This window comes from Halobacterium zhouii (genome assembly GCF_021249405.1).
In the GTDB taxonomy this organism is placed as follows: domain Archaea; phylum Halobacteriota; class Halobacteria; order Halobacteriales; family Halobacteriaceae; genus Halobacterium; species Halobacterium zhouii.
In genome coordinates, this window is the sequence record NZ_CP089593.1 from 2,077,781 (window position 1) to 2,100,955 (window position 23,175).

General features: G+C 58.8%; 30 protein-coding genes. 15 read left to right on the forward strand and 15 right to left on the reverse strand.

What is annotated here, in order from left to right; translation table 11 throughout:
* Positions 1-27 precede the first annotated feature (27 nt).
* Positions 28-2,355: a hypothetical protein gene (locus LT970_RS10885; protein ID WP_232686496.1), complete on the reverse strand. Its 2,328-nt coding sequence runs from the start codon at positions 2,353-2,355 to the stop codon at positions 28-30.
* A 1,568-nt stretch (positions 2,356-3,923) separates the two neighbouring features.
* Here LT970_RS10885 and LT970_RS10890 point away from each other — a divergent pair.
* The gene (locus tag LT970_RS10890; RefSeq protein ID WP_232686497.1) at positions 3,924-5,756 is read left to right on the forward strand and encodes a type I restriction-modification system subunit M; all 1,833 of its coding nucleotides are present in this window, start codon (positions 3,924-3,926) and stop codon (positions 5,754-5,756) included.
* Positions 5,753-6,526 (forward strand): restriction endonuclease subunit S, encoded by a 774-nt coding sequence (locus tag LT970_RS10895; RefSeq protein ID WP_232686498.1) that lies wholly within the window; start codon positions 5,753-5,755, stop codon positions 6,524-6,526. The genes LT970_RS10890 and LT970_RS10895 overlap by 4 nt, the downstream gene beginning before the upstream one ends.
* 14 nt (positions 6,527-6,540) lie before the next feature.
* Here the strand turns inward: LT970_RS10895 and LT970_RS10900 are convergent, their stop codons facing one another.
* On the reverse strand, positions 6,541-6,867 hold the full coding sequence (locus LT970_RS10900) for a hypothetical protein (protein ID WP_232686499.1): 327 nt from the start codon (positions 6,865-6,867) through the stop codon (positions 6,541-6,543).
* Positions 6,868-6,914: 47 nt separating this feature from the next.
* On the opposite strand from LT970_RS10900, the gene LT970_RS10905 reads away from it, so the two are divergent.
* The 7 genes from LT970_RS10905 (at position 6,915) to LT970_RS10935 (ending at position 11,396) form a co-directional block, all read left to right on the forward strand.
* Positions 6,915-7,355, forward strand: coding sequence for a hypothetical protein (locus LT970_RS10905; RefSeq protein WP_232686500.1), 441 nt, complete (start codon positions 6,915-6,917; stop codon positions 7,353-7,355).
* On the forward strand, positions 7,352-7,846 hold the full coding sequence (locus LT970_RS10910) for a hypothetical protein (RefSeq protein ID WP_232686501.1): 495 nt from the start codon (positions 7,352-7,354) through the stop codon (positions 7,844-7,846). Before LT970_RS10905 ends, LT970_RS10910 begins: the two co-directional genes overlap by 4 nt.
* 296 nt (positions 7,847-8,142) lie before the next feature.
* Positions 8,143-8,490: a hypothetical protein gene (locus LT970_RS10915; protein ID WP_232686502.1), complete on the forward strand. Its 348-nt coding sequence runs from the start codon at positions 8,143-8,145 to the stop codon at positions 8,488-8,490.
* Positions 8,487-8,774 (forward strand): hypothetical protein, encoded by a 288-nt coding sequence (locus LT970_RS10920; RefSeq protein WP_232686503.1) that lies wholly within the window; start codon positions 8,487-8,489, stop codon positions 8,772-8,774. The genes LT970_RS10915 and LT970_RS10920 overlap by 4 nt, the downstream gene beginning before the upstream one ends.
* Before the next feature lie 316 nt (positions 8,775-9,090).
* Complete coding sequence (locus LT970_RS10925; RefSeq protein WP_232686504.1) at positions 9,091-9,393, forward strand: hypothetical protein; 303 nt, start codon at positions 9,091-9,093, stop codon at positions 9,391-9,393.
* Between the two features lie 346 nt (positions 9,394-9,739).
* A complete protein-coding gene (locus LT970_RS10930) occupies positions 9,740-10,441 on the forward strand; it encodes a hypothetical protein (RefSeq protein WP_232686505.1) in 702 nt (233 codons plus the stop codon).
* Position 10,442: 1 nt separating this feature from the next.
* Positions 10,443-11,396: a hypothetical protein gene (locus LT970_RS10935; protein ID WP_232686506.1), complete on the forward strand. Its 954-nt coding sequence runs from the start codon at positions 10,443-10,445 to the stop codon at positions 11,394-11,396.
* A gap of 6 nt (positions 11,397-11,402) precedes the next feature.
* On the opposite strand, the gene LT970_RS10940 is transcribed toward LT970_RS10935, so the two are convergent.
* The 13 genes from LT970_RS10940 to LT970_RS11000 form a co-directional block, all read right to left on the reverse strand.
* Positions 11,403-12,020 (reverse strand): site-specific integrase, encoded by a 618-nt coding sequence (locus LT970_RS10940; protein ID WP_232686507.1) that lies wholly within the window; start codon positions 12,018-12,020, stop codon positions 11,403-11,405.
* Positions 12,020-12,313 carry a hypothetical protein gene (locus LT970_RS10945; RefSeq protein ID WP_232686508.1) on the reverse strand — a complete coding sequence of 98 codons (294 nt, stop codon included), beginning with the start codon at positions 12,311-12,313 and terminating at the stop codon, positions 12,020-12,022. Before LT970_RS10945 ends, LT970_RS10940 begins: the two co-directional genes overlap by 1 nt.
* A gap of 389 nt (positions 12,314-12,702) precedes the next feature.
* Positions 12,703-12,894 carry a hypothetical protein gene (locus tag LT970_RS10950; protein WP_232686509.1) on the reverse strand — a complete coding sequence of 64 codons (192 nt, stop codon included), beginning with the start codon at positions 12,892-12,894 and terminating at the stop codon, positions 12,703-12,705.
* Positions 12,895-12,938: 44 nt separating this feature from the next.
* Positions 12,939-13,115 (reverse strand): hypothetical protein, encoded by a 177-nt coding sequence (locus LT970_RS10955; RefSeq protein WP_232686510.1) that lies wholly within the window; start codon positions 13,113-13,115, stop codon positions 12,939-12,941.
* A complete protein-coding gene (locus LT970_RS10960) occupies positions 13,112-13,369 on the reverse strand; it encodes a hypothetical protein (protein ID WP_232686511.1) in 258 nt (85 codons plus the stop codon). The genes LT970_RS10955 and LT970_RS10960 overlap by 4 nt, the downstream gene beginning before the upstream one ends.
* On the reverse strand, positions 13,362-13,574 hold the full coding sequence (locus LT970_RS10965; protein WP_232686512.1) for a hypothetical protein: 213 nt from the start codon (positions 13,572-13,574) through the stop codon (positions 13,362-13,364). The genes LT970_RS10960 and LT970_RS10965 overlap by 8 nt, the downstream gene beginning before the upstream one ends.
* Before the next feature lie 403 nt (positions 13,575-13,977).
* Complete coding sequence (locus tag LT970_RS10970) at positions 13,978-14,211, reverse strand: hypothetical protein (protein ID WP_232686513.1); 234 nt, start codon at positions 14,209-14,211, stop codon at positions 13,978-13,980.
* A gap of 269 nt (positions 14,212-14,480) precedes the next feature.
* Entirely contained in the window at positions 14,481-14,855 is a 375-nt protein-coding gene (locus tag LT970_RS10975; RefSeq protein ID WP_232686514.1) for a hypothetical protein, read from the reverse strand.
* Complete coding sequence (locus LT970_RS10980) at positions 14,852-15,187, reverse strand: hypothetical protein (RefSeq protein WP_232686515.1); 336 nt, start codon at positions 15,185-15,187, stop codon at positions 14,852-14,854. The genes LT970_RS10975 and LT970_RS10980 overlap by 4 nt, the downstream gene beginning before the upstream one ends.
* A gap of 111 nt (positions 15,188-15,298) precedes the next feature.
* Positions 15,299-15,646 carry an ArsR family transcriptional regulator gene (locus LT970_RS10985; RefSeq protein WP_232686516.1) on the reverse strand — a complete coding sequence of 116 codons (348 nt, stop codon included), beginning with the start codon at positions 15,644-15,646 and terminating at the stop codon, positions 15,299-15,301.
* Between the two features lie 73 nt (positions 15,647-15,719).
* Positions 15,720-15,863, reverse strand: a complete 144-nt coding sequence (locus LT970_RS10990; protein WP_232686517.1) for a hypothetical protein — start codon at positions 15,861-15,863, stop codon at positions 15,720-15,722.
* A 205-nt stretch (positions 15,864-16,068) separates the two neighbouring features.
* Complete coding sequence (locus LT970_RS10995; RefSeq protein WP_232686518.1) at positions 16,069-17,121, reverse strand: tyrosine-type recombinase/integrase; 1,053 nt, start codon at positions 17,119-17,121, stop codon at positions 16,069-16,071.
* Positions 17,122-17,703 carry a hypothetical protein gene (locus LT970_RS11000; protein ID WP_232686519.1) on the reverse strand — a complete coding sequence of 194 codons (582 nt, stop codon included), beginning with the start codon at positions 17,701-17,703 and terminating at the stop codon, positions 17,122-17,124.
* 358 nt (positions 17,704-18,061) lie between these two features.
* Between LT970_RS11000 and LT970_RS11005 the strand changes: the two genes are divergently transcribed.
* From LT970_RS11005 to hisI, 6 genes are all read left to right on the forward strand, one after another.
* Positions 18,062-20,158: a GAF domain-containing protein gene (locus LT970_RS11005; RefSeq protein ID WP_232686520.1), complete on the forward strand. Its 2,097-nt coding sequence runs from the start codon at positions 18,062-18,064 to the stop codon at positions 20,156-20,158.
* A 126-nt stretch (positions 20,159-20,284) separates the two neighbouring features.
* Positions 20,285-20,608, forward strand: a complete 324-nt coding sequence (locus LT970_RS11010) for a HalOD1 output domain-containing protein (protein WP_232686521.1) — start codon at positions 20,285-20,287, stop codon at positions 20,606-20,608.
* 50 nt (positions 20,609-20,658) lie between these two features.
* Positions 20,659-20,916, forward strand: a complete 258-nt coding sequence (locus LT970_RS14710; protein ID WP_432419600.1) for a DUF7576 family protein — start codon at positions 20,659-20,661, stop codon at positions 20,914-20,916.
* Between the two features lie 136 nt (positions 20,917-21,052).
* On the forward strand, positions 21,053-22,078 hold the full coding sequence (locus tag LT970_RS11015; protein WP_232686522.1) for an A24 family peptidase: 1,026 nt from the start codon (positions 21,053-21,055) through the stop codon (positions 22,076-22,078).
* 1 nt (position 22,079) lies between these two features.
* Positions 22,080-22,430 carry a hypothetical protein gene (locus LT970_RS11020; protein ID WP_232686523.1) on the forward strand — a complete coding sequence of 117 codons (351 nt, stop codon included), beginning with the start codon at positions 22,080-22,082 and terminating at the stop codon, positions 22,428-22,430.
* A gap of 89 nt (positions 22,431-22,519) precedes the next feature.
* Positions 22,520-22,912 carry a phosphoribosyl-AMP cyclohydrolase gene (gene hisI / locus LT970_RS11025; protein ID WP_232686524.1) on the forward strand — a complete coding sequence of 131 codons (393 nt, stop codon included), beginning with the start codon at positions 22,520-22,522 and terminating at the stop codon, positions 22,910-22,912.
* Positions 22,913-23,175: the final 263 nt, after the last annotated feature.

The window sequence follows — 23,175 nt, forward strand, 5'->3', positions numbered from 1 at the left end:
GAGAGAACGAGAATCGACGAGAGGTGATTACTCAGCGACGACTGCGTAGCCGTCGTCAGTCATCTCGAAGCGATCCTTCCGAACACCCCGCATCAACACAGCATCAAGTTCGGACACATCCTCGATGCTATCGTCAACACGACTCAAAATCTGCCCGAAACTCGCCGTAGAGCCGTTCGCATTCCCCAGCTGCATGATGGCATTCGAAACCTCCGTGAACAGCGTGTCACCCCCTTCACGGCTCTCCTGCGAGTCATCCTCACCAGAGTCGCCGTTACTGTTCGGGCCATCGATACCGTACTCGCTCATGCGCTCCAGCACATCCGGGTCTTGACAGTAGTTGAACCCGGCAGTATCGAGCGCGAGACCCCAGCGAACCTGGTCTTTCGAATCGCCCGGACTGACGCGTGACGACCGCTGCGCCGAGAAGCGCAGTGTCGGAACCTGATTCAGCAGTGACGAGAACTGCTGCTTCGACTTAATCGTCTCGTTATTCGCCTGGCACCAACCCTTGAACGTGTTGTACGCTTCGTCGAGCGTGAGGTAGCACTGCATCCCATCATTCGTTGCAGACGTGTTCTTCAGGCAGTCTCCAGCGAACTGCCCACCGACAGTGTCGGCACGACTTTTGTACTCTTCCCACCGTTCTTCCTCGCCTTTCTCAAAGCTGAACGTTCCGTCATTCTCATACAGCCGGTGCAGACCTTCAAGCGCAATCAACAGCAGCGCATCCCGCACACCAGACCGAGCCAGCTTCGAACCAAGGTTCGGGTCTGCCTCCTTGATGTAGTCGTCATCTTCATCGAACGTGTCCTTATTCGGCGATTCGAACCGGAACGGGAACCGCAGATACTTCATGCGGGACTCAATCGCACAGGCGGTATTGTCCATCAGGAACTCCTTGTTAGCGAGGTGAATCTGTGTCGTTGGTGACACTGCCTCGAACGACCATGCGTGCTTCACACCGTGTGATTCGTAGTCGTTCGAGGTGAGCGTCTTCATCACCGACGTTTCCTTCAGGTACTTCTTCTGAATATCGTTGCCGGCGTTCACCATCCGCCCGCCACTACGGAACATTTCAGAAGAGTCGAAGTCGCCTTCGGCGAGCTTCTGAAACTCAACACCGCTGGTGTTTTCGCGCCCGAGCATTCCTCGAAGCGCCGCCATCACCATCGACTTCCCTGCGTTCGTCGGGCCAACCAGCAGAGCAAAGAATTTGAACTTCTGGTCGGGACGAAGCGCACCACCGAAAATTTCGCCGAGCACCTTCCAGCTGTGTTCGTCGTCGAACAGTGACTGCATCCAGTTGATAGTCCAACGCAGGTTGCTTGTGTCCAATTCGTGCTCGTCGTCGTGGAACGGGAACACGGCGTTGTCCGCACTCTGACTGGTGAACCGGAACCTCGGACTGTGCTCATACGTCTCCCAGTCCCACGGCCCGTCACCGCTGTCTTCGTCGATACGAATCACGCAGTTCGCACAGTTCACATATGTTCCGTCCATGTGACGTGCGTTCACGTCTTCGTACGCTGCGGCGGTGCGAGCGTTGATTTTCCGCTCAATCTCACGCACTTCGTGTCCGGTGTCGTGTACACCGAGTTTGTCTTCGATGATGCCTTCGAGTTTCTGCGTGACGTCGCGCAGGAACTTGCCGAGGTCGGGGTCGTAGTAGTACAGTTGTTCTTCTCCGGTTTCTTCAGGACAGTAGTGCATCCAGTGGTAGTCTTCCATCAGCCGGTCAACGGCCTTCACGCGTGCGTGCTTCTCTTTCTCTGCCTTGTCCCGGTACGCCGCACCTTGCCCGTAATCGGCAGAATACGTTGCGCGAACGCTTTCCCAGGAAGGCACGCCACCAGTCATGAATGCCGTACTCGATACGTCGGTAATGTCGTCGTCATCGTTGGTGACTGCGACGTCATCAATCGCATCGAGTAGCTCGTCGTCGTCGTTGTCGAGACCGAGCTCGTCGGCGACTTCGTATTCCATCCGGATGGGGTCGAGCGTGTCTTCGTCGCTCAGGCGGTCGTCGAGAACTTCGCTAACACGATCCCGAATCGACCGCTCATCGCCTTCGTTCGTACTCGCGTCAGTATCTGTGTTGGTGGACGACGGTAGTTCCCCGACGTCTTCGTCTGGGAAGTTCTCTTCTACCGTGGACTCACTCTCGTCACCGTCGTCTTCTTTGACTGCGTGCGTGAAGTCTCCTTCACCGTCCTCACCGTCGCTGCTGTCGTTGTCGCCACCGAACTCGATGTTCTTGTTGTGGCCGTTATCGACGTTGTTAGTTGGATTCTGTGCGTCGTCTGTCGTGCCGGCAGAGTCTGATGGGTCTGCCGAAGGTTGCTTATCCGTCATGTTGACTACAGCAGAGGAGGGAGTGCGGCGCGTGGTGTGTTGCGACCGCGTCTCGCTCGCTGCTTACCATCTCGTAATTGTGTATTGACCATAAGGCTTTGGCAACTAAACATATCAACCCAGCAACCACGCAGAAGTCGCCGTTGATCCCATTGAACCGACGACAGACAGCACCGCCGGGGTATTCACGCCCCCGCACTCCCGCGACAGCACAGCAACAACACCGCAACAGCAGAGCGTTGCCACCCTCGAAACCTAGGTCATGATTCAGGGTGCCAATGAATTTGGGCGCTAGAGTGTTTGTATCGAGTGTTCTATGGGGGGCGACACCCTTGGCAGGCTTAGACGGGTGGTTACTCCGTTCTCAATCAGAGCGTTTCTCTTTGTTCAGAATCTCAGTTTTCTCTATAAGGGTGCCAAGGGTGTCACCCCCGTCTGTTTGTTCGGTTCAGAGCTTCTGCTCCGCGATTTCGTTGGCACCCTCTAGAATTCTGGGGGTGCCAAGGGTGCCAATTGACAGTTTTGTTAAATTAGGGGCAGTTTTAAATATGACCTCGTCCTATCTGTCGATACCCAAGCGATGGGTGCGTTGACTACAGCAACCAGGGGTGGTGCCCTGGTTCTCTACACCGAATAGTCACAACGCTTTTATTAACTGAGTGCGTAGATGTTGTTAAGGGACGTAGTGTCCCGTGACTACAGCACCCTCCCGGGTGGTGCCGGGACACTCCTTTCATTCTCAAACTGACCAGCGCCGGCTCTGTCGCCCCATATATTTCACTACTAACGCCGCCGAACTTAATGCGTGCTGCGCCCTACGTTGCAGTGTCCTCGAAGAGGGGACGGTGGCGACCTCACGCATGTATTAGCAATCGACCTTTCGTCGATGAGTCAGGTTTGTTCGGTCTGAGGGATTCCAGTCCCTCATTCTCTCTTGCGTTTTGCGCTTCTGTGCGGAATTGGTTAACGTTTGCATGCTTGATAACGAGTAGTAGAGGAGCTAACGCGGTGGTTGGTGGTGCCCCAGCTCTTGTGGTTCGGCTCTCCAGGGGGTTCGAGTCCTCCGGCGTTGTTGTCGGGAGGGGAGAGGGTTTAACCTAGTCTGACTGCTATTTCTAATCAACTATGTCAAGTAACAAATCGCGGAATCCGGTTCGATGCAGCGACTGTGGCAGTGTGGCCGACGGACGCGAAATCATCCTTGATTGGGAGCTGGGCAGAGCAATCGACCCGTGGGTATGTCACGGGTGTCGCGACGGGGACGCGAGGGGATCGTGACGGACTACGACTGCCCGGCATGTGGTGCCGAATTGGAACGTGTCGAGACAGAGAACACGACGACGGTTCGGTGCCCGGAATGCCCCGACTCGACGCTCCGGAACGTGCTTGTGGACGTGGCGACGTCGATTCTCTCTGTCGGTCGTTAGGAAAGTGCTAACAAAGTTAGGTGATGCTTAACTTCGTACCTTGAATGCGGTGGGGGTGTTCGAATTTACTACAAGGCGGGCAGGTTACCAGGAAATAGTGCAAACTTTTAGTTGGTGTGTGAGAGGGGTAGTTAACATCTAATGGGAGTTCAAAGTGACCTGACCGGGGATGCGCAAATCCCCGAGGACAAAATCTTCTGCAAGGTAACCGATAGTCTCAGAAGTGATAACGAGCACGAGCGGAACCGACGTCGTCTTTCCGAAGAACTCCACGGCGAGTACGGGTACACGTACGACCAGATGGACATCGAGTACACGGTCAAAGCAGGATCCGAAAGCCGTGACGTTGACTTAGTTGTCTTCGACCAAGAAGGCACACGCCGGCAGGAGGACATTCGCGTTGTCGCTGAAATCGAACCGGAAGAAACCGCACCCGATGACCCCGACCACGGTGTCGGGCAAGCGAAGTCGTACATGCGTCTCGCTCCTGCTGAATTCGGGATTTGGTACAACGGTGAGGAGCACTTCTACTTCCACCAAGCGGACGGGAAAATCACGGAGGTGAAAGACGTCCCGCCGCACGGTGCTACGCTCGAAGACATCGAGGAGCGTGACTTCGACCAGCTCACGCCAGCGGTTGAACTGAAAACCGAGTTCAAGCGCTGCCACAACTACATCGCGTCAAACCAGGGCCTGTCGAAAACTGACGCGTTCCACGAGCTTCTTAAAATCATCTTCTGCAAAGCTCACGACGAGCGTCACTCCTCACGAGTCCGGTTCTACGTCACCGACGACGAGCGTCGGAGCAACCCTGACGCGTGTAAGCGGCGTATCTCGTCGCTCTTCCAGGAGGTAAAGGATGAACATCCCGATATTTTCGGTGACGAAGCCCAGATAAACTTCGAACCGGACGTGCTTGCGTTCGTTGTTGCAGAGCTCGAACCGTACCTGCTACTCGACACGGATTCTGACATCAAGGGCGAGGCGTACGAAACCATCGTCGGGTCGAATCTCCGAGGTGATCGTGGTGAGTTCTTCACGCCGCGAAACGTGTGTCAGGCAGGCGTGCAGATGGCGTTCCACATGAAACCGGAGCGTGACTGGGCGAGCTTGGATGTTATCGACCCAGCGTGTGGGACGGGCGGGTTCCTCATCTCGGTTATCGAGTACATGAAGCGGCAGTTCATCGAGCAGCAGGAGAAGAAATGGAACGACCCGGAGAAGGCGCGGCGTCGCGCGATGGACTTGCTTCAGACGTACTGCGAAAATCACGTGTATGGGATGGATTTGAACCCGCAGCTGGTGCGTGCTGCGCAAATGAACGAGGTGATGCACGGGAACGGGCATCGCAACCCATTCCCGGCAAACAGTCTCGTGTACCCCGACAGTTGGGAGGACGACAACGTGGAGTTGGGGATGTTCGACTTGCTGTTCACGAACCCGCCGTTCGGGAGTAACATGAGTGTCGATGAAAAGGACGTACTGCGGCAGTACGACCTCGCTCACCGGTGGGATGGCACGACGAAGAAGTCGGAGTACCGGAAGTCGGTGCCACCGCAGCAATTGTTCATCGAGCGGAGTGTGCAGTTGCTGAAGCCAGGCGGTGTTGCGGCTATCGTTACCCCGGACAGTATATTGACGAACCCGAGTGAGAAGTTCATTCGTCACTGGTTGCTGAAGCACACGAAGGTTGTCGCATCGATTGGCCTGCCGCGAGAAACGTTCCTGCCGTACACGCCAACGAAAACGCATCTGATGCTGGTGGAGAAGCGTGACTCGCCGATAGATAATCCGTCGCTTAGCGGGCATGAGGCGTTTATGGCGTCTGCTGAGAAAATCGGGACGGACAAGCGTGGTGAACCGATTCACCTTCGTACGCCGGAAGGCGATAAGATTGTAGATGGTGGTGGTGACCCGATCGTTGATGACGACTTGCCGTCTGTCGTGCAAGCGTTCAAGGGGTGGTACAAGTGACTGTGTTTGATCCTGCTGAAGAGCTCTTGGAGAAGGATGTTGACGTGGCCGAAACGCCTGCGCGTGACTTAGAGCACACGATGGGTGCGTCTGCGTACACGGGCGACTACGGTCACGCGATGGACATCGTCGAGGAAACCGAGTATGAGGTTGTTGAGCTTCAGGACTTGTGCGAGCGCGTGTTCCGCAAGTCTCGATTCACCCGCGTGTACGTCGATAATCCCGAGTACGGGCATCCGTACATCGCGCCGACCGAGGTTGGGTCGCTGAAGCCGTGGTACCGGCAAATCAACAACACGTCCAAGGCGTACGTTTCGAAGAAACAGCACGATATCAACGAGTACAACGTTGAGGAGGACTGGATTCTCATCACGTGCTCCGGGAGTGTGAACGTCGGGAGCGTGTTCATGGCCACGGACTTCCTCTCAGACTACTTCCTCACCCACGACATGATTCGGGTCGTGCCGGAGGAGGACACGCTTGAGGGGTATCTGTACGCGTATCTCGACTCCTGGGTTGGGCGCGTCATTATGCTGCACAACGAGTTTGGTATCGGCATCGACCATATTGAGCCGGAGCAGATTGAGGATATGCCGGTGGTGTTGCCGCCGGAGGACGTTCGTCGAGAGATTCATGAGAACGTCAAGGAGGCGTATGCTGCGCGAGAGGAGTTCTTACAGAAGAACAAGCGGACGGTAGAGGAGACGGGCGATGTCTTAGAGGCGCTTGGCAATAATGAGGACGTGAAACCGGACGACTTCGAGCTGTAGCGGGCTCCTCCTATTCAGGTTTCGTTCCGTAGTTCTTGGATTTCGTTGCGGAGTTGGAGTAGCATCGGTTCTGGGCCGCAGGCTGCGCGTCGTGCTTCGTCTGCGAGTTCGCGTTCGTTCTCGTCGAGTGTTTCGAGATCCTTTTCCAAGTTGGTGATTCGTTTGCGGACGCGTGTGCGGATTTTCTGCTGGTAGGCTTCGACGTTTTTGATGTCGTCGGTGTCTGTGCCTTCGAGGACTTCTCGTTCGCGTTCTGTTAGGAGGGCGCGTTGTTGCATGGTTGGGTGTTGGGTGGGGCTAGCATTAAAAGCCACGTCGAGTTTAGTCAGTGCTTCCAACATTCGCCAAAGCCTTTTATTTCACTAACCCATCATTTGAAATGTAGACAATGACAGACCAACAATCAACTCGCTACACAGAAGAACAGCTGGCAGAAGCGTACAAGAACCTCTCCGAAGACAAGCGCGAAACCATCAAAACCGAGTCCTACAACCGCGCACACGACAAATTCGACAACTCAGACGCGCTCCGAGAAGCGCACCACACCGACGAAAACGAATTCCGCTGGGTTGGCCTGGAAATCGAAGTCACACACGCCGTCGATGTCAACCAAGATTGGGGTTTCACTCTGATTAGCGGTGTTAACGCCCAAACACAGCCAGAAACGCACGACGTCGCCTATCGATTCCTGCGTGTCTGGCTCGCCGAACTGAAGACGGAACTTCGCGGGCACCTCGACGAAGAAGTTGAGGGACTGAACGCGCTCGTAGAATTGGCTGAACTCGCCAATAGTGTCGAAGTTGTTCCAAAGGAGGAGGATGGCGAATGACGCGCGACTGGGACTCACTCATCCCACTCCTCGACACGTGGACTCTCGACACCAAGACCGACGACAAGCGTGTGTACGAGCACTCAGAGCGCGTAGCGCGGATTGTGCTGGAGATGAACGGCGACCTGGTGACGCGCGCAAGCCTCCAAGGTCGCGGTGGCGGGGAGTGGACGCAGAACGCTCGCGTCCCCGACCGTGACTGGGCCAACGCAGACCAAGACGACCACAAGAACGAGCTTGTCTGCCACCTGGAACAGTCGTTCGGTCGGAACCTCGACAGTTACCCGCTCAGAGAGTCTGAAACGTCCGAGAACGACGATGCAGGTGTAGACGTTGTTGAAGAAGACGATGCAGTGGTCGTGGACAACACTGAATCGACGCAGGCGACGCTCGACGAACTCCTCGAATCCTCAGACATCATCGATGCGGAAGACGACTCAGAATTCGTGGTGGATGAGAGCAACTCGGACGTGCTCGTCCGAACGCGATAGCCCTCCTGGCGGTTCACGTGGGGTTCGATTCCCCTCAGGGCACTCCGACGAAGCGTGTCCCCGCTTCGTCACCCCCTCCAAAAGATGACTCGAACAAAAACCAAAAACGTCGAAGAGGAACTGACAGTACCGCCCGACGCAGAAGCGAATATCAAACGAATCCGCGCAAACGCGTTCTGCTCAAAATGCGGTACCTACGAACCCGCATGCGGACTGACTGAAGCAACTGGCGACGGTCGCTGGCAGTGCGTAGACTGCGACCAAACCGACTTCTCCGTCTTCGGTGGTGAAGGCCAATGACGATGGTCTCCGTCGAGACCTACGGCGACATCAACTCACGTTCCGAAATCTCGGGGCGTGGCGCCGATGTGATTGCGGAGCTGCTGTCTGAAGGCGTCGAGACCGTCGTGTACGTTCCCGGTTGGATGGTCGATGACTACGCTCTCGACCCCGTCGCCGGTGGAAAAACCCTCTACGTGGCGTCAGTTACCGACTATAGCGACGCTGCTTGGATGCTCTCGCAGCCAGACGGTAGTACTGAATTCGTGGCGAAGAGCCAAGCCGTGGTGTTCCAGCGCGCGTCCGATTCGATTCAGAGCCCGCAGCAGGGCCTTGACCAATTCGAGCGGGGTGAGTCCCGATGACGTTCGTCGAGGAGCGGTCTGTGGAGCTCGACACCCCGGATGTAGAGTGCCGGTCGTGGCATTCTGACGGTCGATATCACGTCTCCCAGGGTGGTCGCATCGTCACGTTCCGACCCCAGGGTGGATGCGTGCGTGTTGTTGGTGACACCGGACAAGACGGCGTCGTCACTCCCGATGGGATCCCGGACGAGGTGCGTAACCACGTGCTATCCATCGGCTGGCGAATTCACGGCGCCGAAGTCGCCGATGGTGGCTTCACGCTCCTCTCAGGTGATGTGCGATGAGTAGTGCCTCGATTCCCCGCAGCGTGCGAATGGAGGCGGCACAAGCAGACCCAGACACCGTATTCACGCCCGGTCAGAAGAAAGCGGTCAGGCAAGCAATCAACTACTGCTCGGTCGTTGACCCGTCGATTGCCGACCTGTCTCGACTCCAAGCACGCGTTGAGGGCGGCTACGTGTTGACGAAGAAAGACCGACGTCGGCTCCAAAACGTGCTGAACAAGTTTGGTGCGCAAAACTTGACTCGGAGCGAGCGCCGCATCAACTCCTGGGCCAAGAGCGCGCTCTGGGACGCTCATCGCCCGCGAGGTGATTCACGGTGAGTACCTCGAATCAAACGTCTCGTCTGAAGGAACTCGTGATGTGGCAAACGTACAGCACGCTGCGTCGCGTTCTGTTCGCGCCGCTCATCACGCTCGTGTTCTTCGAGAGTCTCGCACAGGTGCCCGAAATAGCGCTCACGCTCGCGCTCGGCGTCTTCTCACTCCCGCTCTTCCTCGCGGGCGTCGTCACGCTCGACCCGCTCATTCTGTACGTCGTCGCGCTTGTGTGGACGAGTGATTTGGTGTATCTCGCGTACTTCAACCACGGGCTTTCTCTCGGTGGTGATTCGCCTTGTTGACGCGCGAGCAACTGTTCACAGTCGCCGCACTGGTGCTTCTCGCTACCGTCTTCATCGGTGGCGTCACGTGGGCTATCGCTGCCGGAGACACCTACGAAACCCCCGCAGAACGCACGCCTGAGCCTGAGTGTGAGAACCCGGGCGTCGCTATCGAGCCCGACGAAGACGGTACTGGGATCGTGGCCGGTCGGGAATGTAACACATCGAACGACGACTCTGACGAGACGCCTGCTCCCGTCCCCTACGGGGAACCAGGGACGCGCGTCTAACTCGGTGCGGAGTGAACCAACGAGCATTGCCAGACCGGTGTAAACCGACTTTTGGAAGTTACGAGCACCAAGAACGTGTGCATCAGCTACCACTTTTAAATAGTACCAACCAAACACGTAGTCAGGGCCGAAGAGTGACAATAACGAACGATGACCGGGAACGATACCAGACAGCTGTCAGTGACTTCCACACCCAACACGAACCCGACAGCTGCTTCCCAACCGCCCTGAAGAACATCCTCGACGAACTCGCCGACCGCAAAGACAACCCAGACCTCCGCTACAGCATCAGCGACCTCGGCGACGCCCTCGGCTACGTCGAGAACCGCGCCTCAGCCTCTGACCGACTCGCCGCACGCCTCGACCCACTTCTCGAAGACGCTGGCTGGGAAGTCAACCATATGACCGGCGTCGGCTACGACCAACTCCAAACCATCATCGAATCTGACGACCGCTCACTCCCGCTGTGCGAATTCCACGAACAATACTTCGAAGACATCGGCCAACACACCGAGAACTACACACCAGAAGCGGGACTCGACGGATTCGGAAGATGGAAACACGTCATCGTCCCTTTCAAAATCAACGACAACACCGTGCTCTATTTCGACCCCTATATCCAGTTCTACCACGATCTCGACACCATCGACGATGACGGCGCGATGAACGTGCCCATCAAGGCCTTCAATGAATGGTGGACACGACCCGAAAAACGTTGGGCGCTGTGGCTCGAACCATCTAAACAACAAACGCTGTCAGCAGCGTTCGGGGATGAATAGCATGGTTACAACGGAAGCATCACCAGACGACGCAATTCGCGTTCAGAACCCAGAAGCACTCCAAGGCGGACATGCAGAGATACGCCTCAAGCGCCATCTCGGTAGAGGTGTCTACGTTCACGACGTTCACGAACTCCCGAACGGGAACCTAGAAGTTTCCCTGGGGAACGCCTCCCCGCGAGACCTCAGCGACTGTCGTGACCACGACAACGTTCTGAAGTTCATCACGCTCCGGGACGTGTACACAATTGAGGCCGAGAACACCGGGCAAGGAGTGTACCTCATCGATGTTCCTGACCGCAGCGACGTTATCGATGGCATCGATGAGCGCGAGGAAGAAATCAAGGAGAAGCTCGATTTCTCGATGGCGCAAGCCATCTACAAGCACGTCTACGACCTTCCAGCCGTCCGAACACAACTCAACCCTATTCTCCAGATTCTGCGCGCCGCTCGCAACCGACGAGGACTCACTGTCACGCGAATCGACGATAACCAGCGTTCGAAGAACACTCGCGAATACGTTGACCTATTGAAGAACTTCGGGTACATCAGAGTCGAAAACGACGAGATTCTGCCGGGTGAGCGCCTGCAATCCGCTGACCTGAATGAGTACACTTGGGACGAGTTCGGTCGGAAGTTCCTTGGTGACGTCGTACAACGAGGGTACGTCACGATCCGAGACGAGCTGAACCTCAGTATGCTCGGGCATTACCAGAAGTTCTCTGGTGCGTACTACTTCGACGCTATTCAGCGTGGGAAGCAAGACCTGTGGCTAGACATCGACACTATCGCGGACAACTTCGAGGAACTTCACGGGGAGCGCAAAGACCGGTTCTATCTCCAGGACAAGTTTGGTGAGCTTGCCTCGGTGGATGTTGTTGAGAAGGATGGGGACTACGTGCGGTCGGAGGCGGATATCTACGAGCAGGTGGCTCGTGACACACCAACGGCGTGAAAACGGTCAGCGAAGTCCGGCTTCGTCCATCATTTCGACCGCGAGATGGTCGGGTTCTTTGCCGAGGTAATTGCTTCTGAAGGTGTCGCCGTCTTCCCAGCCGCCCCACTGCATGATAACTTCGAGAGAGTACGGAGCACTCAGTCCGTAGTACGTTGAGGTGGCCCAGGTGCGGCGGAGGTCGTGCGCGGTGACGTGCAGCCAATCATCGTTCCCAGTCTCTTCGGCCAACGTCTCGACCGCGCCGGTGGTGCCGTTCCCGCCAGCAATCCAGCGCTGCACCGTCCGCGCAGACACATCGACCAACGGGTCTTCCTTCGTCAACCCACGTGCGTTTTTCAGCATCACTGCTTTCTGCTTCGTATCGTTGCTAACGGGGCATTCTCGGAACCCAGTCTTGCCTTCCCGCACCCTGAGTTTGTGCGCTTCCTCGTCGCCGTCGAGCCTGCGGAAGTCGCGTGTTGCAACGCGCGGGACTTCTTCTGATCTCAGTCCATCCAGCATCAACTCGACGGCCAGCTGCTTCCTCGGTTCCTCAGAGAAGTACTCTACCAACAGGTCTTGCTCCGAAGGATTCAGCCAGCAACGGTACCCGTCGTCGCTCGGCATCGGTTCAATCTGCATTAGACAGCACCTCTTGGGTGATGGATGACAGCGTAGGTTCCGTCCGGGTGATGCATTTCTGTGTAGTCATCCCGGGGGATGATTTCGATATCGCCGGTTTTCCGGGGGTCGGTGTCTCGGAGCGCGAGGAATGCTTCCTGTTCGGCGTCTCGTTTCTCGGTTGATTTGTATGCGTGTGCCGGGCGGAAATCCTCATTGTATATGAAGACGATGTGATGGGTATTCCCGAACTCTGGCCGATAGCGGCATGGAGGCACGTCGTTGTCCTCGTCGGTGAGTGGCTCAATCTGCATTATAGGAGGAACACCTCAGTGCAGGTCGGCTCCTTACAGTTCACATCTATATTCCTTCCTGGAGAACTGATGAAGCACCCCCGACGACCACAGTCGGGGCAGGTTGCTTCAACGACGAAGTACTTGACCAGCCGGTCAAGCATGTTCGGGGTTATCTCGTGGTCGTCGTGTGTGCGGTCGTGATTCCGTTCGATACTATCTGCGTGTGGAGGGCGATTTGTCATGTCGTCTTCTACCTATATCTAGGGTTTTCCGACACTTAACACTTGTCGCCAGAACAAACACGTCCGAAAATAACCCTCAAACCACCGTCCACCACTACTCACCCCCACCAAAACACCAAACGCGTCGTAGAAACAGGGGAACACGACACTCGTTGTTGGTAAGACTCAGAACTCGAAATCCGCATCGGGTCGGACAAATCGGTCTTCGTTCGCATCCTCGATACCCTCCTCCAGCTCACGCTCGACGACACCCGAAGGGTGTACCGGCGTCTGTCCTGGTTCCGACGCTATCGCAAACAACACGTTCGCATCCTCGCGTAGATGCTCGACCCTTTCCTGCATCTCACTCGGAGTCATGCTCGACACCAGGGTCGGGGTCGCAATAACTCGCGGGGTCAGAATCAGTCGTCGGCGGAAACCCACGCGCCCACAAGCAACACCAACAACCCGACACCCAACACCGGATTGAACGACACCCTGCTAATGTGATTGTAGTAGCCGCCGGAAACGAACGCTGCGAACGTCAGGAGCACGACAACCGCGAGTGCAACGTCTCGAAGCACCCCACCGTCACTCATCGCCGAACCTCCGTCTTTCTAACTTCCACCCAGAGATTCCTGCATGCCGGATGGAAAACTCGTTGCGTATATTGTCCTGTAGTGCGGATATCCGGGTCTTTGTGGGTGGTGTTTCCTTTTCTAAGATGAACGGATTCAGTAACAAAGTCGATAGCTTCTTCCAGTGCATCGTATTCTGAAGCGTAAGTCCCTAGGTACTCAGTGATAGTTTCTCCAGCATACCATTTCTGAACGATATACACGTGCTCACCCATCGTTGGTCACCTGCTGGGAGTAGTGCAGATGCAGGGATGCACCGGCTGCTAGTAACGTTCCCACGGCAGCGACTCCGTACGTGAGTCGCCACATGATAGCCGTGACCGTGGGCTCTGTCGGAAGTAGGCTCATCGCGGCCACACTGATGATGCCGAGCACGACAAGGCCGACAGTAGCCAGTAGTTCTGACCTCTCGTCACTCATCGGGAACCACCTGCTGAAGCTCGTCTGTCGAGTCGAGACGATACTCGGTGTAGTCGGTGACGTGCAGCACCTGTGTGTAGTCCATCAGTGCGTCTGCATCGCCCCAGTTCCACGGCCATTGGAGTCCATGCCATCCTCGATGTCGTTCTGCGTGCCCGTGCAACGACCCGAGGCTGAGGGATTGGTGTCCGCACTCGGTGCACCGATACACGACTAGTTCGTCACTCATCGTCGTCCCACTCCGTTGGTGTCAACCCTCGCAGACACGATTCACAAACGCGTTCAGCACCGTGGAAATACTCGGGTCGGTCATGTGTCGGGAACGTCTCGACGTTCGTTCTGTCGCACGATGGGACGCCGCAGTCACCAATCTTCTTCCACTCGACGTGTTGCGTGGCGTTACTCATCGGTCGTCACCTCGTTCCTCTGGGAGCGTCATGTACCGAGTCTCATCAAGCCGGAACACCGGTTCGTCAGCATCGACACTCCGAGGGACGTCGAGATTCTCAAGCGCGAGATGCAGTTCATCTCGGGTGTCGCAGTGCAGCACGATCGGGTCAGCAACACTGTCGGGGAGCGTTTGGAGCAGCGCGCCATCTCCGATGGCGGTGAGCACGTCGAGCAAATCGTCACTCATCGGTTTCGCCCTGGTTCGGCGTTGGTGTCGGTTGTTTGACTGTGACAATGAACGTCTCCCCGCAGCGAACACACCGATAGGCGCGCGTATCGTTCGTTGACATCAATGCACCGCCGCATTCGAGGCAACCTACGTAGTCACTCATCGGTCTCGACCTCTCCCGATTTCTCCCGGGAACACGGCACCACAATCCAGGCAACTGTACGCCGTGCCCTCGTCAATCAGGAGCGCGTCACAGTCGCGGCACTCGACGTCCGAAACTGTGCCAATCATTGAGAGTCACCTGTCGTCCATCGGTGCCCGTTCAGGCACAGTCGCGTCCCGTCCGTCCACCCGAGACGTGTTGGTGCACCGCATTCCGGGCAGTCGTCACATCGGTCTCGACCCTCTACTTCACTCAAAGACTGTTGCAGTCGGTCGCGCGCCTCTTCTGTGGCCTTCAGCAGTTGCTTACAGGTTTGGAATTCTTGCTGATCGTGTTCTCCTGGGTTCTGGTTGTATTCCTGGCGGAATTCGCGCAGCTGCCCGATTCGTTCCTCGATACGAGCGAGTTCCCTGACCTTCGCATGTTCTTTGAGTCGCATGATGTCCGATAGTTGTGCTGGCCCGCCGGTGCCGCTATCGCCGTCGTCGGCGGTCGTCATAGACCCACCCGTGCGAGAGCACAGTGCACGATTCCTGGGTTATCTGACGTGAACACGGACAGAATCATTGCCAGCACGACTGTCCATGTCCCAATATTCGGGAACCCGGTAAGCATGAGCGCGAGCGCTACGACAGAGGAACCCAGCATGTATCTACCGACGCGCCTTGGGTCGGTGGCGTGGGTGTCGTAGTCGCAGTGCGGGCACGCTGCGTGACTCGTTAGTGCGGTTTCGTCTGTGGCGTCGAAACTGTGCATCTCCGCTGTGTGGAAGAGGTCGCCTTCCGTGTCGATATCTTGCGGTTTCTCGCCGCCCGATAGTGTATGTTTCATACGGATAGTAGTAGAAACTTTATAACAAAAAGGGTTCCGCCTGTGCTGCCTGATTAGGCGGGGGTAGACGTGCTCTACGTCATGTTTTCGGGCGGCGCGAGTGGGGTCGGTTCAGTCCGGACGTGGAAGGTTTTGGAGTGTCTCGATTCGCTCGGTCTTGCTCACCGATTCGTATTCGCGTTTCCACGCGTCTTCGGTGTCTGAATGGTCGTTTCTCGCGGTTTTGGTAAGACGGTAGAACCGTTCAGGCGCGTCCTCGATGTCCACGTTCGACGCCGGGAGCGTGTGCACTGCGTTGTCCGCAATCAGGGTTTGCAGCGTTTTGCGGATCTCCTCGCTACTCAGTCTCGGGTTCAGGTAAGCGAGTTCTTCGAGGCTCGGAGCGCCGTGTGGGTGGCCGGCGATGTCAGAGATGAGGTTCCGTTTGTTGAGTTCGGGCGGTTGTGGTTCTTCGGTCATTATCCCAGGTGTCGCGTGCTGTGTGGATAACTCTCAGGGCCAGCACACCCCTCGTTGTGAGTGGTGCGGGCTACTAGTCGTCAGGGAACAAAATGAGACAGTCCGCCTCAACGAGTGACCGGCCAGCAATCTCCCATCGATTCTCCTCCTCGTTCTCAACCGTTCCGGCTTTCTCGAAGATTTCGACGCGGTCGTCCTTGATAGCGATTGCAGGCATCAAAACAACCGACTCAACCCCCACACAAAGTATTTTGCAAAATAAAATATGTGACAAAGAAGTGTGATTCATCACACTCACACGTCACACTCACATGTGACGCTCACACCTCACAGTCACAAGGCACAGTCACACCTCACATCCTCGACTCACACGTCACCTGTTGGTAAGACCGGTCTCACCGCCACAACCTCCGGACTCGACGTTACTCAGGCGCGAATTCGTGCGCCGAATCAGTCCCAGCCCTGGGGTCGTACTCCACATACGTTTCCTCGGTCACGCTCGTTGATTGATGGCCAAGATACCGACTAACCTCATACAGTGACGCATCGGTTTTGTGAACGAGATGTGACCCGAGCCCATGTCGAATATTGTGACTCGATATCAACCACCGATTCGGTTCTGGGTTGCTCCCGTCTTCCGGCTGCGCGGCGTTGGCGTCTGCGTACGTTCGGCGGTTGATGCCGGCGTTATCAGCCGCGTTGATGACTACCTCGTTAATCGCTTCAGCCGACAGCGGCGCTCCACGCTCCCCGACAAACAACTTCTCATGGTCGCGTCCCCCCAGGTAATCGTCTCGAATCCCACCATCCAACCACTTGTGCAACAACCCATCCAGGTTCGGCTGCCACGCAACCACTCGCTCCCGTCCGTTCTTCGTCACCGAACTTGGGAGCGTGATTTCTCTCGCATCCCGGGAGAGCATATCGAGCGTGACCGCTTCTGCCTCCCCACGCCGCATGCCAGAGTGCCAAAGGAGGCGTATCAACAACTGGTTCCTCAATCGATTCTGCTCCACATTCGCTTCCATCGCGCGAACGTCCTCCGCATCGACCGCGTAGTCCTCACCGTCCTCCAACTGCTTGCTCTGCTCCGTCGATTTCGACATTCCCCACAAAGTCTTCTTCTGCCCATCCCACTGCCTCAGCGGATTCTTCTCAATCTTCTCAAGCGCCACGAAATGGTCGTACATCGCGTAAATCCTATCCCAACGATATCGCGGGGTTGTGCCGTTATACTGGGCCGATAGGTCTTCACCGACCTCCATCGCTTGCTCCGACGTCACATCGTACGCCGAATCAATATCGTGTTCGTCGAGCCAGTGGTCGAACCAACGCACGTCCTGTTGGTACCGTTTCGTTGAAGCACTCGCTCGCTGATCATCGTCATTGTCGTCAGTGCCTGCTTCCAGGGTTTTTGCGTACGCTTTGATTTCTGCACGACACTCGCTAATATCTCGATATTGACGTGGAGGCATCTATTGAGCCTCCGAAGTTCGGTAGTAGCGACGCTCGTTCATGGACTCGTCGTACGTCCATTGCACGTCGGGATACCAGCTCGCTGCACGCGTCAACGCGCGTCTGGTTTTGTTGTTGTCAGACTCAACGAAATCCGCCCAAAACCCGACCGTGGACATCTCCCGCGTGAAATCAAGCCCAGAAAGCCCGCTATGTGCTCGTTCCTCCATAATCTCGTTCATCCCTCGGAACTCGCTGCCGTCGTCCATCACCGGAAGCTGCACCGCGATGTCGTCGGCCAGGTCATCAATGTCCTCCTCGTCTGGCTGCACTGCGGTATCGACGCGCCCGACTTCTTGCTCGATACGGTCGAGTCGTTCAGTGACGTCACCCATCGCTATCTCGACCGCGTTAGTGACCTCTTCTGCGTCGATGCTCGCGGTCTCGCCGTCGTTCATTCGTCCTTCGACCTTCTCGTTCGCAGACGCTCGCAACAACTGCGACAGGGACGGATACTCCCCCGTTTCTTCAAGGAATGCCTCGAACTTCTCTTTGCGTTGTGGAGTCATGCGCACCATGATTCGTTCCGTCCTGTTCGGCATGCTCAGGCGCTCTCTATGCAGAACCAAAAGCGTGTACAATCATTTGCACCACTATTAGCAGGGAGAACCGCGTCATCTGAAGGGAGAGCAGTTCTCCGACGGGCAGTTGTCGTTCTCTCGCAGCGTATCCCCTTTTCACGCGGTCGCGTTTCGACTCGTCCGCGTTCACTAGAGCGGTCTTCCCCGTCCGACTGGTGCGCACGCCTTCGATGAGATGTCCCGGAGGTCCGGACGTCTCCGCCATGCTTCTTATCGGTGTGGCAGCCCAATCACGGACATCTCTCGAACTGGACGAGACCGCCGTCAGCCCCGTCGGTCTGACGCGCAGTGTCGTCTGCCGTGAGGGTCAACGCACGCAATGAACGACGACTCGATCGCTGCTGCGCAACTCCACGCGCTCGCGGAAACGACGCCAGACGTGCTCGTCACCATCGACTCGGACAGCCGGGTCCAGTTCGTCAACCCGGCGGTCGAGGAGGTACTCGGGTACACCCCCGAGGCGCTGACCGGCGAGTCCCTGACCACGCTGATGGCCGACGATCTCGGGCGCCGGCACCTCGACGCGATGGAACGGTATCTCGACACCGAAACGCGCACGCTAGACTGGGACGCCGTCGAGCTTCCAGGGCAACACGCGAACGGCCACGAGGTCCCCCTGGAGATATCGTTCAGCGAATTCACCAGCGACGGCGAGCGGTTCTTCACGGGCGTCATCCGGGACGTCTCCGAGCAGCGACGCCGCTCCGACCAACTAGAGCGCCTGAACGAACTGGGGCTGGCGCTCTCGGAGGCCGAGACGTTCGACGAGGCCTGCGAGCGAGCGCTCACTGCGGCCAGCGACGTCCTCGGCCTCTCGATCGCGACGATCGATCTGTACGACGGTGACACCGGCAGCCTCGAGTCGTGTGCCCGCACGTCCCGCGTCGACGAACTGGTCGGCGACGGCGGGCTGTTCACGGCCGAGCGCGGGCTTCCCTGGCAAGCGTTCGCGCAGAACGAACCCCGGGTTTACGCGCGTCTGGACGAGATTCGGGACGTCGACGCCGACGAGACGCTCCTCGAGAGCGCGATGGTCCTCCCCATCGGGAAGCACGGGGTGCTCGTCAGCGGGGAGACGACGCCGGACGCGTTCTCCGAGACCACGCTATCGCTCGCGCGAATCCTCGTCAGGAACGTCGAGGCGGCCTTCGACCGTCTCGAACGCGAAACCACGCTCCGGGAGCGGACCACCGAGGTCGAAGAGAAGAACGAGGAGCTTCGGCGCCTCGAGCGGGTGAACGACGAGATACGGAGCATCGCGGCGGCGCTTCGGGACGCCGACTCGAGCGCGGAGATCCAGCAACTGGTGTGTGACAGGCTGGCGAACAGCGACCCGTACCAGTTCGTCTGGTTCGGCGAGCGCGACCTCTCGACCGGCGAACTCGTGCCGTCGGCGTGGGCGGGCGCGGAGGACGGCTACCTCGACGAGGTGACAGTCATGGCCGACGGGAGCGAGACCAGCCAGGAACCCGGCGGGCGCGCGATACAGAGCCGGGAGCCACAGATCCAGAACGACCTCCGGGCCGACCCGCCGTTCGAACCCTGGCGCCGGGCGGCGGTCGAGCGAGGCTATCGCGCGAGCGTCTCCGTTCCGGTCGTCTATCACGACACGCTGTACGGCGTGTTGAATCTCTACTCGGCCGAGGCGGGCATCTTCTCCGCCACGGAGGAGGCCGTGCTGTCGGAGCTGGGCGAGATGGTGGGGTACGCGATCAACGCCATGGAGCACTACGACGCGCTCGTCTCTCAGGACTCCATCGAACTCGAGTTCGCGATCCGGGACACGACCGACGAGTTGCTTTCGTTCCTCAGGGAACACGAGGGGACGTTCCGGTTGCAGAACGTGAGACGCCGCGAAGGACGAACGCTCCGCGCGTTCGGGGTGTTCGAGGGCGTGCCGACAGCGGCGGTTACCGCGTTCCCCGACGAGCACGGCGAAGCCGCCGACCTGACGGTGGTCAGGAGTCGGGGGGAGGAGACCACCGTGGAACTCGCTATCACCGGGGATTCGCTCATCATCGAGTTGCTGGACCGCGGGGCGGTCCCGACGACTCACCGGGCGACGCCCGAGGGTGGTCGGGTGTCGATACGCATCGCCAAGACGGCGTCCGTCCGGTCGTTCGTGGAGTTGTTCGAACGGCGGTACGACGACGTGGAACTCGTCGCCCGCCGGGAAGCCCCGGGACCAGTTCAGGACAGTACAGAACTCGAACGGACGTATCTCGATACCCTCACCGACCGTCAGGCGGAGGTCCTGGAGACGGCGTACTTCGCGGGGTTCTTCGAGCAACCCCGGGAGAGTTCGGCGGCGGACGTCGCAGAGATGCTGGACGTCTCTCAGCCGACTGTGAGTCGCCACATCCGCTCCGCAGAGCAGAAACTCTACTCGATGCTGTTCGGCGGAGACGAACGGTGACTCGAGTGCACCGGCACCGTCCCCACCCCGGGGTGTATCAGTATACCCCGGGGCGTGGAACCGGTGAAACTGGATACTGAGAACGAGTAACCCCGACTAGTTCGTACGGAAGTGTAGAGTCCCACAATGACTGCGACTATCGATCTAAACGAGGGCCCCGTGAGTCAGCACGTCGTCGAGAAGGTGTCAGAAGTGACGGATACTGATCCGACTGACCTGGAACCGCTTTTCAACACCGTCGACCCGGACAGCCTGAACACGCTGTTCAGCGACATCCAGTCCGCGTCGCCGCGAGACGAGGGGCACGTCGCGTTCCCCATCGCCGGTTGTCAGGTGACCATCTGGGCGGACGGACGGGTCGAGGTCGAGGAAAACGACGAAGCGGCGGCAGTGACCCCCGATGTCGCCTCGGAGGCCGAATCCTCGAGCGCTCCAGAGCCCACGGATTAATGGAACCCAGTACCGCGGGACGTCGACGTGACACACCGGAGCGGCGGACGATGACTGGGAACAGGGACGACCAAGCGGACGGTTCGCTGCCCTCCAGCGACGACCACTCGACGTTGTCTGACGACGGAGAACACTCGCGTTCACCCGAGACAGGGTCGGCGTCCTCGATGCGATGCGAGGTCTGTGGAACGGAGGTCGACCCGACAGGCTGGCACCCGGTTGCGACTCGCGTCGACGATAACGACGAATTTCATCTCTACACGTTCTGCAGCGACGAATGTCGCAGGAAGTGGCAGGCGAACGAGTGAGACATCCAGTGAACGGGCCGTCCGATAGAGTCGTCTTCCACTCAAGCCCACCCCTCGTCTCCCACTCAGACTCACCAGTCGTCTCCCACTCAGCCAAGGGCAACACCTAAGCGGGCGGCGGTCCCGTGACCGGCTAGTGTACGCTTCGATACCGGACCTGCTTCGCCTGCTCGCCGTGCCCGCGCTCGGCTGGGCGGCGGTGCGGGACTGGAAGACGCGCCGCGTCCCGAACGACCTCTGGTCGCCGCTCGCGTTCCTCGGCTTCGCTCTGCTGTTCTGGGAGGGACTGGTGTCCCTCGGCCAGCCCGGCGCCTTCCAGTTGTACGCGGTCCGGGTGGCGTTCAGCGTGCTGTTCGTCGTGCCGCTCGCGTACGGCTTCTGGTACGTCGGCGGGTTCGGTGGCGCGGACGCCCGCGCGTTCATGGTCCTCGCAGTGTTGCTGCCGACGTACCCCTACTACGAGGTCGCGGGGTACGCGCTCCCCCAGATCCATACGGCGGTCGGCATCTTCTCGCTGACCGTGCTCACGAACACCGTGCTCCTGGGACTCGCGTATCCGCTCGTGCTCGGCGCGCGGAACGCGCTCGCTGGCGAGTTCTCCTACGTGATGTTCGTCGGGCGGCGCGTTCGCGTCCCCGAACTCGCGACCACGCACGGCAGCCTCCTGGAGGACGGCGACGGCTTCACGCGGAACGGCCTCGACCTGGACGCGCTCCGCATGTACCTCCGGTGGCGGAACACGTCGCTCCCGGAACTCCGCGAGAATCCGGGGCTCCGGGACCCGGACACGCTCCCCGACTCCCCCGGAGAGCCGACGGACGGCGCGGTGATTCGGGACGACACGCTCACCCCCTCGGGCGGCGAACCGACGACCGACGGCGGCCACAGCGTAACTGACGACGCCAGCATCGACACTGACCCAGGCAACGTCGACGCCGACGACCCCTGGGGCGCGGCGGCGTTCCTCGGGGACATCGACGGCACCGCCTACGGCACGACGCCCGCGAAACTCCGGGAGGGACTCGACGCCGTCACCGAGCGCGAGGACGTGTGGGTGACGCCCGGCGTGCCGTTCCTCGTGCCGCTGTTCGTCGGCCTGCTCGTCTCCCTCACCGTTGGGGACGTGCTCTACTACGCGCTGGACGCGGTCGGATTCGCCTGAGATGCGCCGGTCCGCCCAGGCCGTCATCGCCGTCGGCGCCGGCGCGCTCGTCGCAGCGGGCGTCTACGGCTGGCTGTGGGCGAGTTTCGGCCTGCTGGTCGGCGTGTTCGTCGCGTACGCGTTCGGCGCGTGGGCGTTCGCTGACGGCTACGGCGACTGGCCGGAGCCCGACGGCCCGAACTGGGCGCAGGCCGCGTTCCCCGCGTTCGCGATGACTGTAACGCTGTTCGGCATCCCCATGTCGCTCCCGGACCGCCACCGCGTCGCACTCGGCGTGCTGGTGTTCGGCGCGGCCTACGGCGGCATCTTCCTCGGCGTCGCGTGGGCGGTCGACGCGACACACAGCGAGTGACACTCGACGCAGCGCGGAATCGATCGGGCGCGTAACACAGCAACGAGCGGACGCGTAACGGCTAACCGCCCGCGTCTCCGCGTTCCAGTATGGACTCCGATGCTGACTCCGACGGCGCCTCGTTCGGCGTCAACCTCGACTTCGGCGATGACGGCCTCGTCCCCGTCGTCGCCCAGGACGCCGAGGACGGCGAGATACTGATGCTCGCGTACGCCGACCGCGACGCCGTCGAGCGGTCGGCCGAGACGGGACGCGCACACTACTACTCGCGCTCCCGCGACGAACTCTGGGAGAAAGGCGCCACGAGCGGGAACACGCAGACTATCGAGGAGATCCGCGTCGACTGCGACGGCGACGCGCTGCTGTATATCGTCGAGCAGTCGGGCGGCGCCTGCCACACCGGCCACCACTCCTGTTTCTACCGCACACTCGACGGCGAGAACGTGGGGGAGCAAGTGTTCGACCCCGACGACGTGTACTGACGGAGTGGATTTCTCGGGTGCTTCGAACGGAGCTGTCGCCGTGAGTATCCAGAAAGCCCCACCCTGCCGGTTGAGCAATCGACCAACGGGCAGGATTGAAAGGGCCGGCCCTGTCGCGCGTGTTTGGTCGTCTCGCCGACCCCTATCGCGAGCGCAGCGAGCGATATGTTGGCGAGCGACCGCGACAGGGCCGGGGCTTTCTGGGTGTTCGTGGCGATGGTGGGTTCGGTTCCACCAGTCCGGACGTTCGAAAGATCAGAGAA

Coding starts and splice junctions, on each gene's coding strand:
- LT970_RS10885 (WP_232686496.1), bottom strand. CDS start 2,355: ATGACGGATAAGCAACCTTCGGCAGACCCATCAGACTCTGCCGGCACG.
- LT970_RS10890 (WP_232686497.1), top strand. CDS start 3,924: ATGGGAGTTCAAAGTGACCTGACCGGGGATGCGCAAATCCCCGAGGAC.
- LT970_RS10900 (WP_232686499.1), bottom strand. CDS start 6,867: ATGTTGGAAGCACTGACTAAACTCGACGTGGCTTTTAATGCTAGCCCC.
- LT970_RS10905 (WP_232686500.1), top strand. CDS start 6,915: ATGACAGACCAACAATCAACTCGCTACACAGAAGAACAGCTGGCAGAA.
- LT970_RS10910 (WP_232686501.1), top strand. CDS start 7,352: ATGACGCGCGACTGGGACTCACTCATCCCACTCCTCGACACGTGGACT.
- LT970_RS10915 (WP_232686502.1), top strand. CDS start 8,143: ATGACGATGGTCTCCGTCGAGACCTACGGCGACATCAACTCACGTTCC.
- LT970_RS10920 (WP_232686503.1), top strand. CDS start 8,487: ATGACGTTCGTCGAGGAGCGGTCTGTGGAGCTCGACACCCCGGATGTA.
- LT970_RS10935 (WP_232686506.1), top strand. CDS start 10,443: ATGGTTACAACGGAAGCATCACCAGACGACGCAATTCGCGTTCAGAAC.
- LT970_RS10940 (WP_232686507.1), bottom strand. CDS start 12,020: ATGCAGATTGAACCGATGCCGAGCGACGACGGGTACCGTTGCTGGCTG.
- LT970_RS10945 (WP_232686508.1), bottom strand. CDS start 12,313: ATGCAGATTGAGCCACTCACCGACGAGGACAACGACGTGCCTCCATGC.
- LT970_RS10950 (WP_232686509.1), bottom strand. CDS start 12,894: ATGACTCCGAGTGAGATGCAGGAAAGGGTCGAGCATCTACGCGAGGAT.
- LT970_RS10955 (WP_232686510.1), bottom strand. CDS start 13,115: ATGAGTGACGGTGGGGTGCTTCGAGACGTTGCACTCGCGGTTGTCGTG.
- LT970_RS10960 (WP_232686511.1), bottom strand. CDS start 13,369: ATGGGTGAGCACGTGTATATCGTTCAGAAATGGTATGCTGGAGAAACT.
- LT970_RS10965 (WP_232686512.1), bottom strand. CDS start 13,574: ATGAGTGACGAGAGGTCAGAACTACTGGCTACTGTCGGCCTTGTCGTG.
- LT970_RS10970 (WP_232686513.1), bottom strand. CDS start 14,211: ATGAGTGACGATTTGCTCGACGTGCTCACCGCCATCGGAGATGGCGCG.
- LT970_RS10975 (WP_232686514.1), bottom strand. CDS start 14,855: ATGACGACCGCCGACGACGGCGATAGCGGCACCGGCGGGCCAGCACAA.
- LT970_RS10980 (WP_232686515.1), bottom strand. CDS start 15,187: ATGAAACATACACTATCGGGCGGCGAGAAACCGCAAGATATCGACACG.
- LT970_RS10985 (WP_232686516.1), bottom strand. CDS start 15,646: ATGACCGAAGAACCACAACCGCCCGAACTCAACAAACGGAACCTCATC.
- LT970_RS10990 (WP_232686517.1), bottom strand. CDS start 15,863: ATGCCTGCAATCGCTATCAAGGACGACCGCGTCGAAATCTTCGAGAAA.
- LT970_RS10995 (WP_232686518.1), bottom strand. CDS start 17,121: ATGCCTCCACGTCAATATCGAGATATTAGCGAGTGTCGTGCAGAAATC.
- LT970_RS11000 (WP_232686519.1), bottom strand. CDS start 17,703: ATGCCGAACAGGACGGAACGAATCATGGTGCGCATGACTCCACAACGC.
- LT970_RS11005 (WP_232686520.1), top strand. CDS start 18,062: ATGAACGACGACTCGATCGCTGCTGCGCAACTCCACGCGCTCGCGGAA.
- LT970_RS11010 (WP_232686521.1), top strand. CDS start 20,285: ATGACTGCGACTATCGATCTAAACGAGGGCCCCGTGAGTCAGCACGTC.
- LT970_RS14710 (WP_432419600.1), top strand. CDS start 20,659: ATGACTGGGAACAGGGACGACCAAGCGGACGGTTCGCTGCCCTCCAGC.
- LT970_RS11020 (WP_232686523.1), top strand. CDS start 22,080: ATGCGCCGGTCCGCCCAGGCCGTCATCGCCGTCGGCGCCGGCGCGCTC.
- hisI (WP_232686524.1), top strand. CDS start 22,520: ATGGACTCCGATGCTGACTCCGACGGCGCCTCGTTCGGCGTCAACCTC.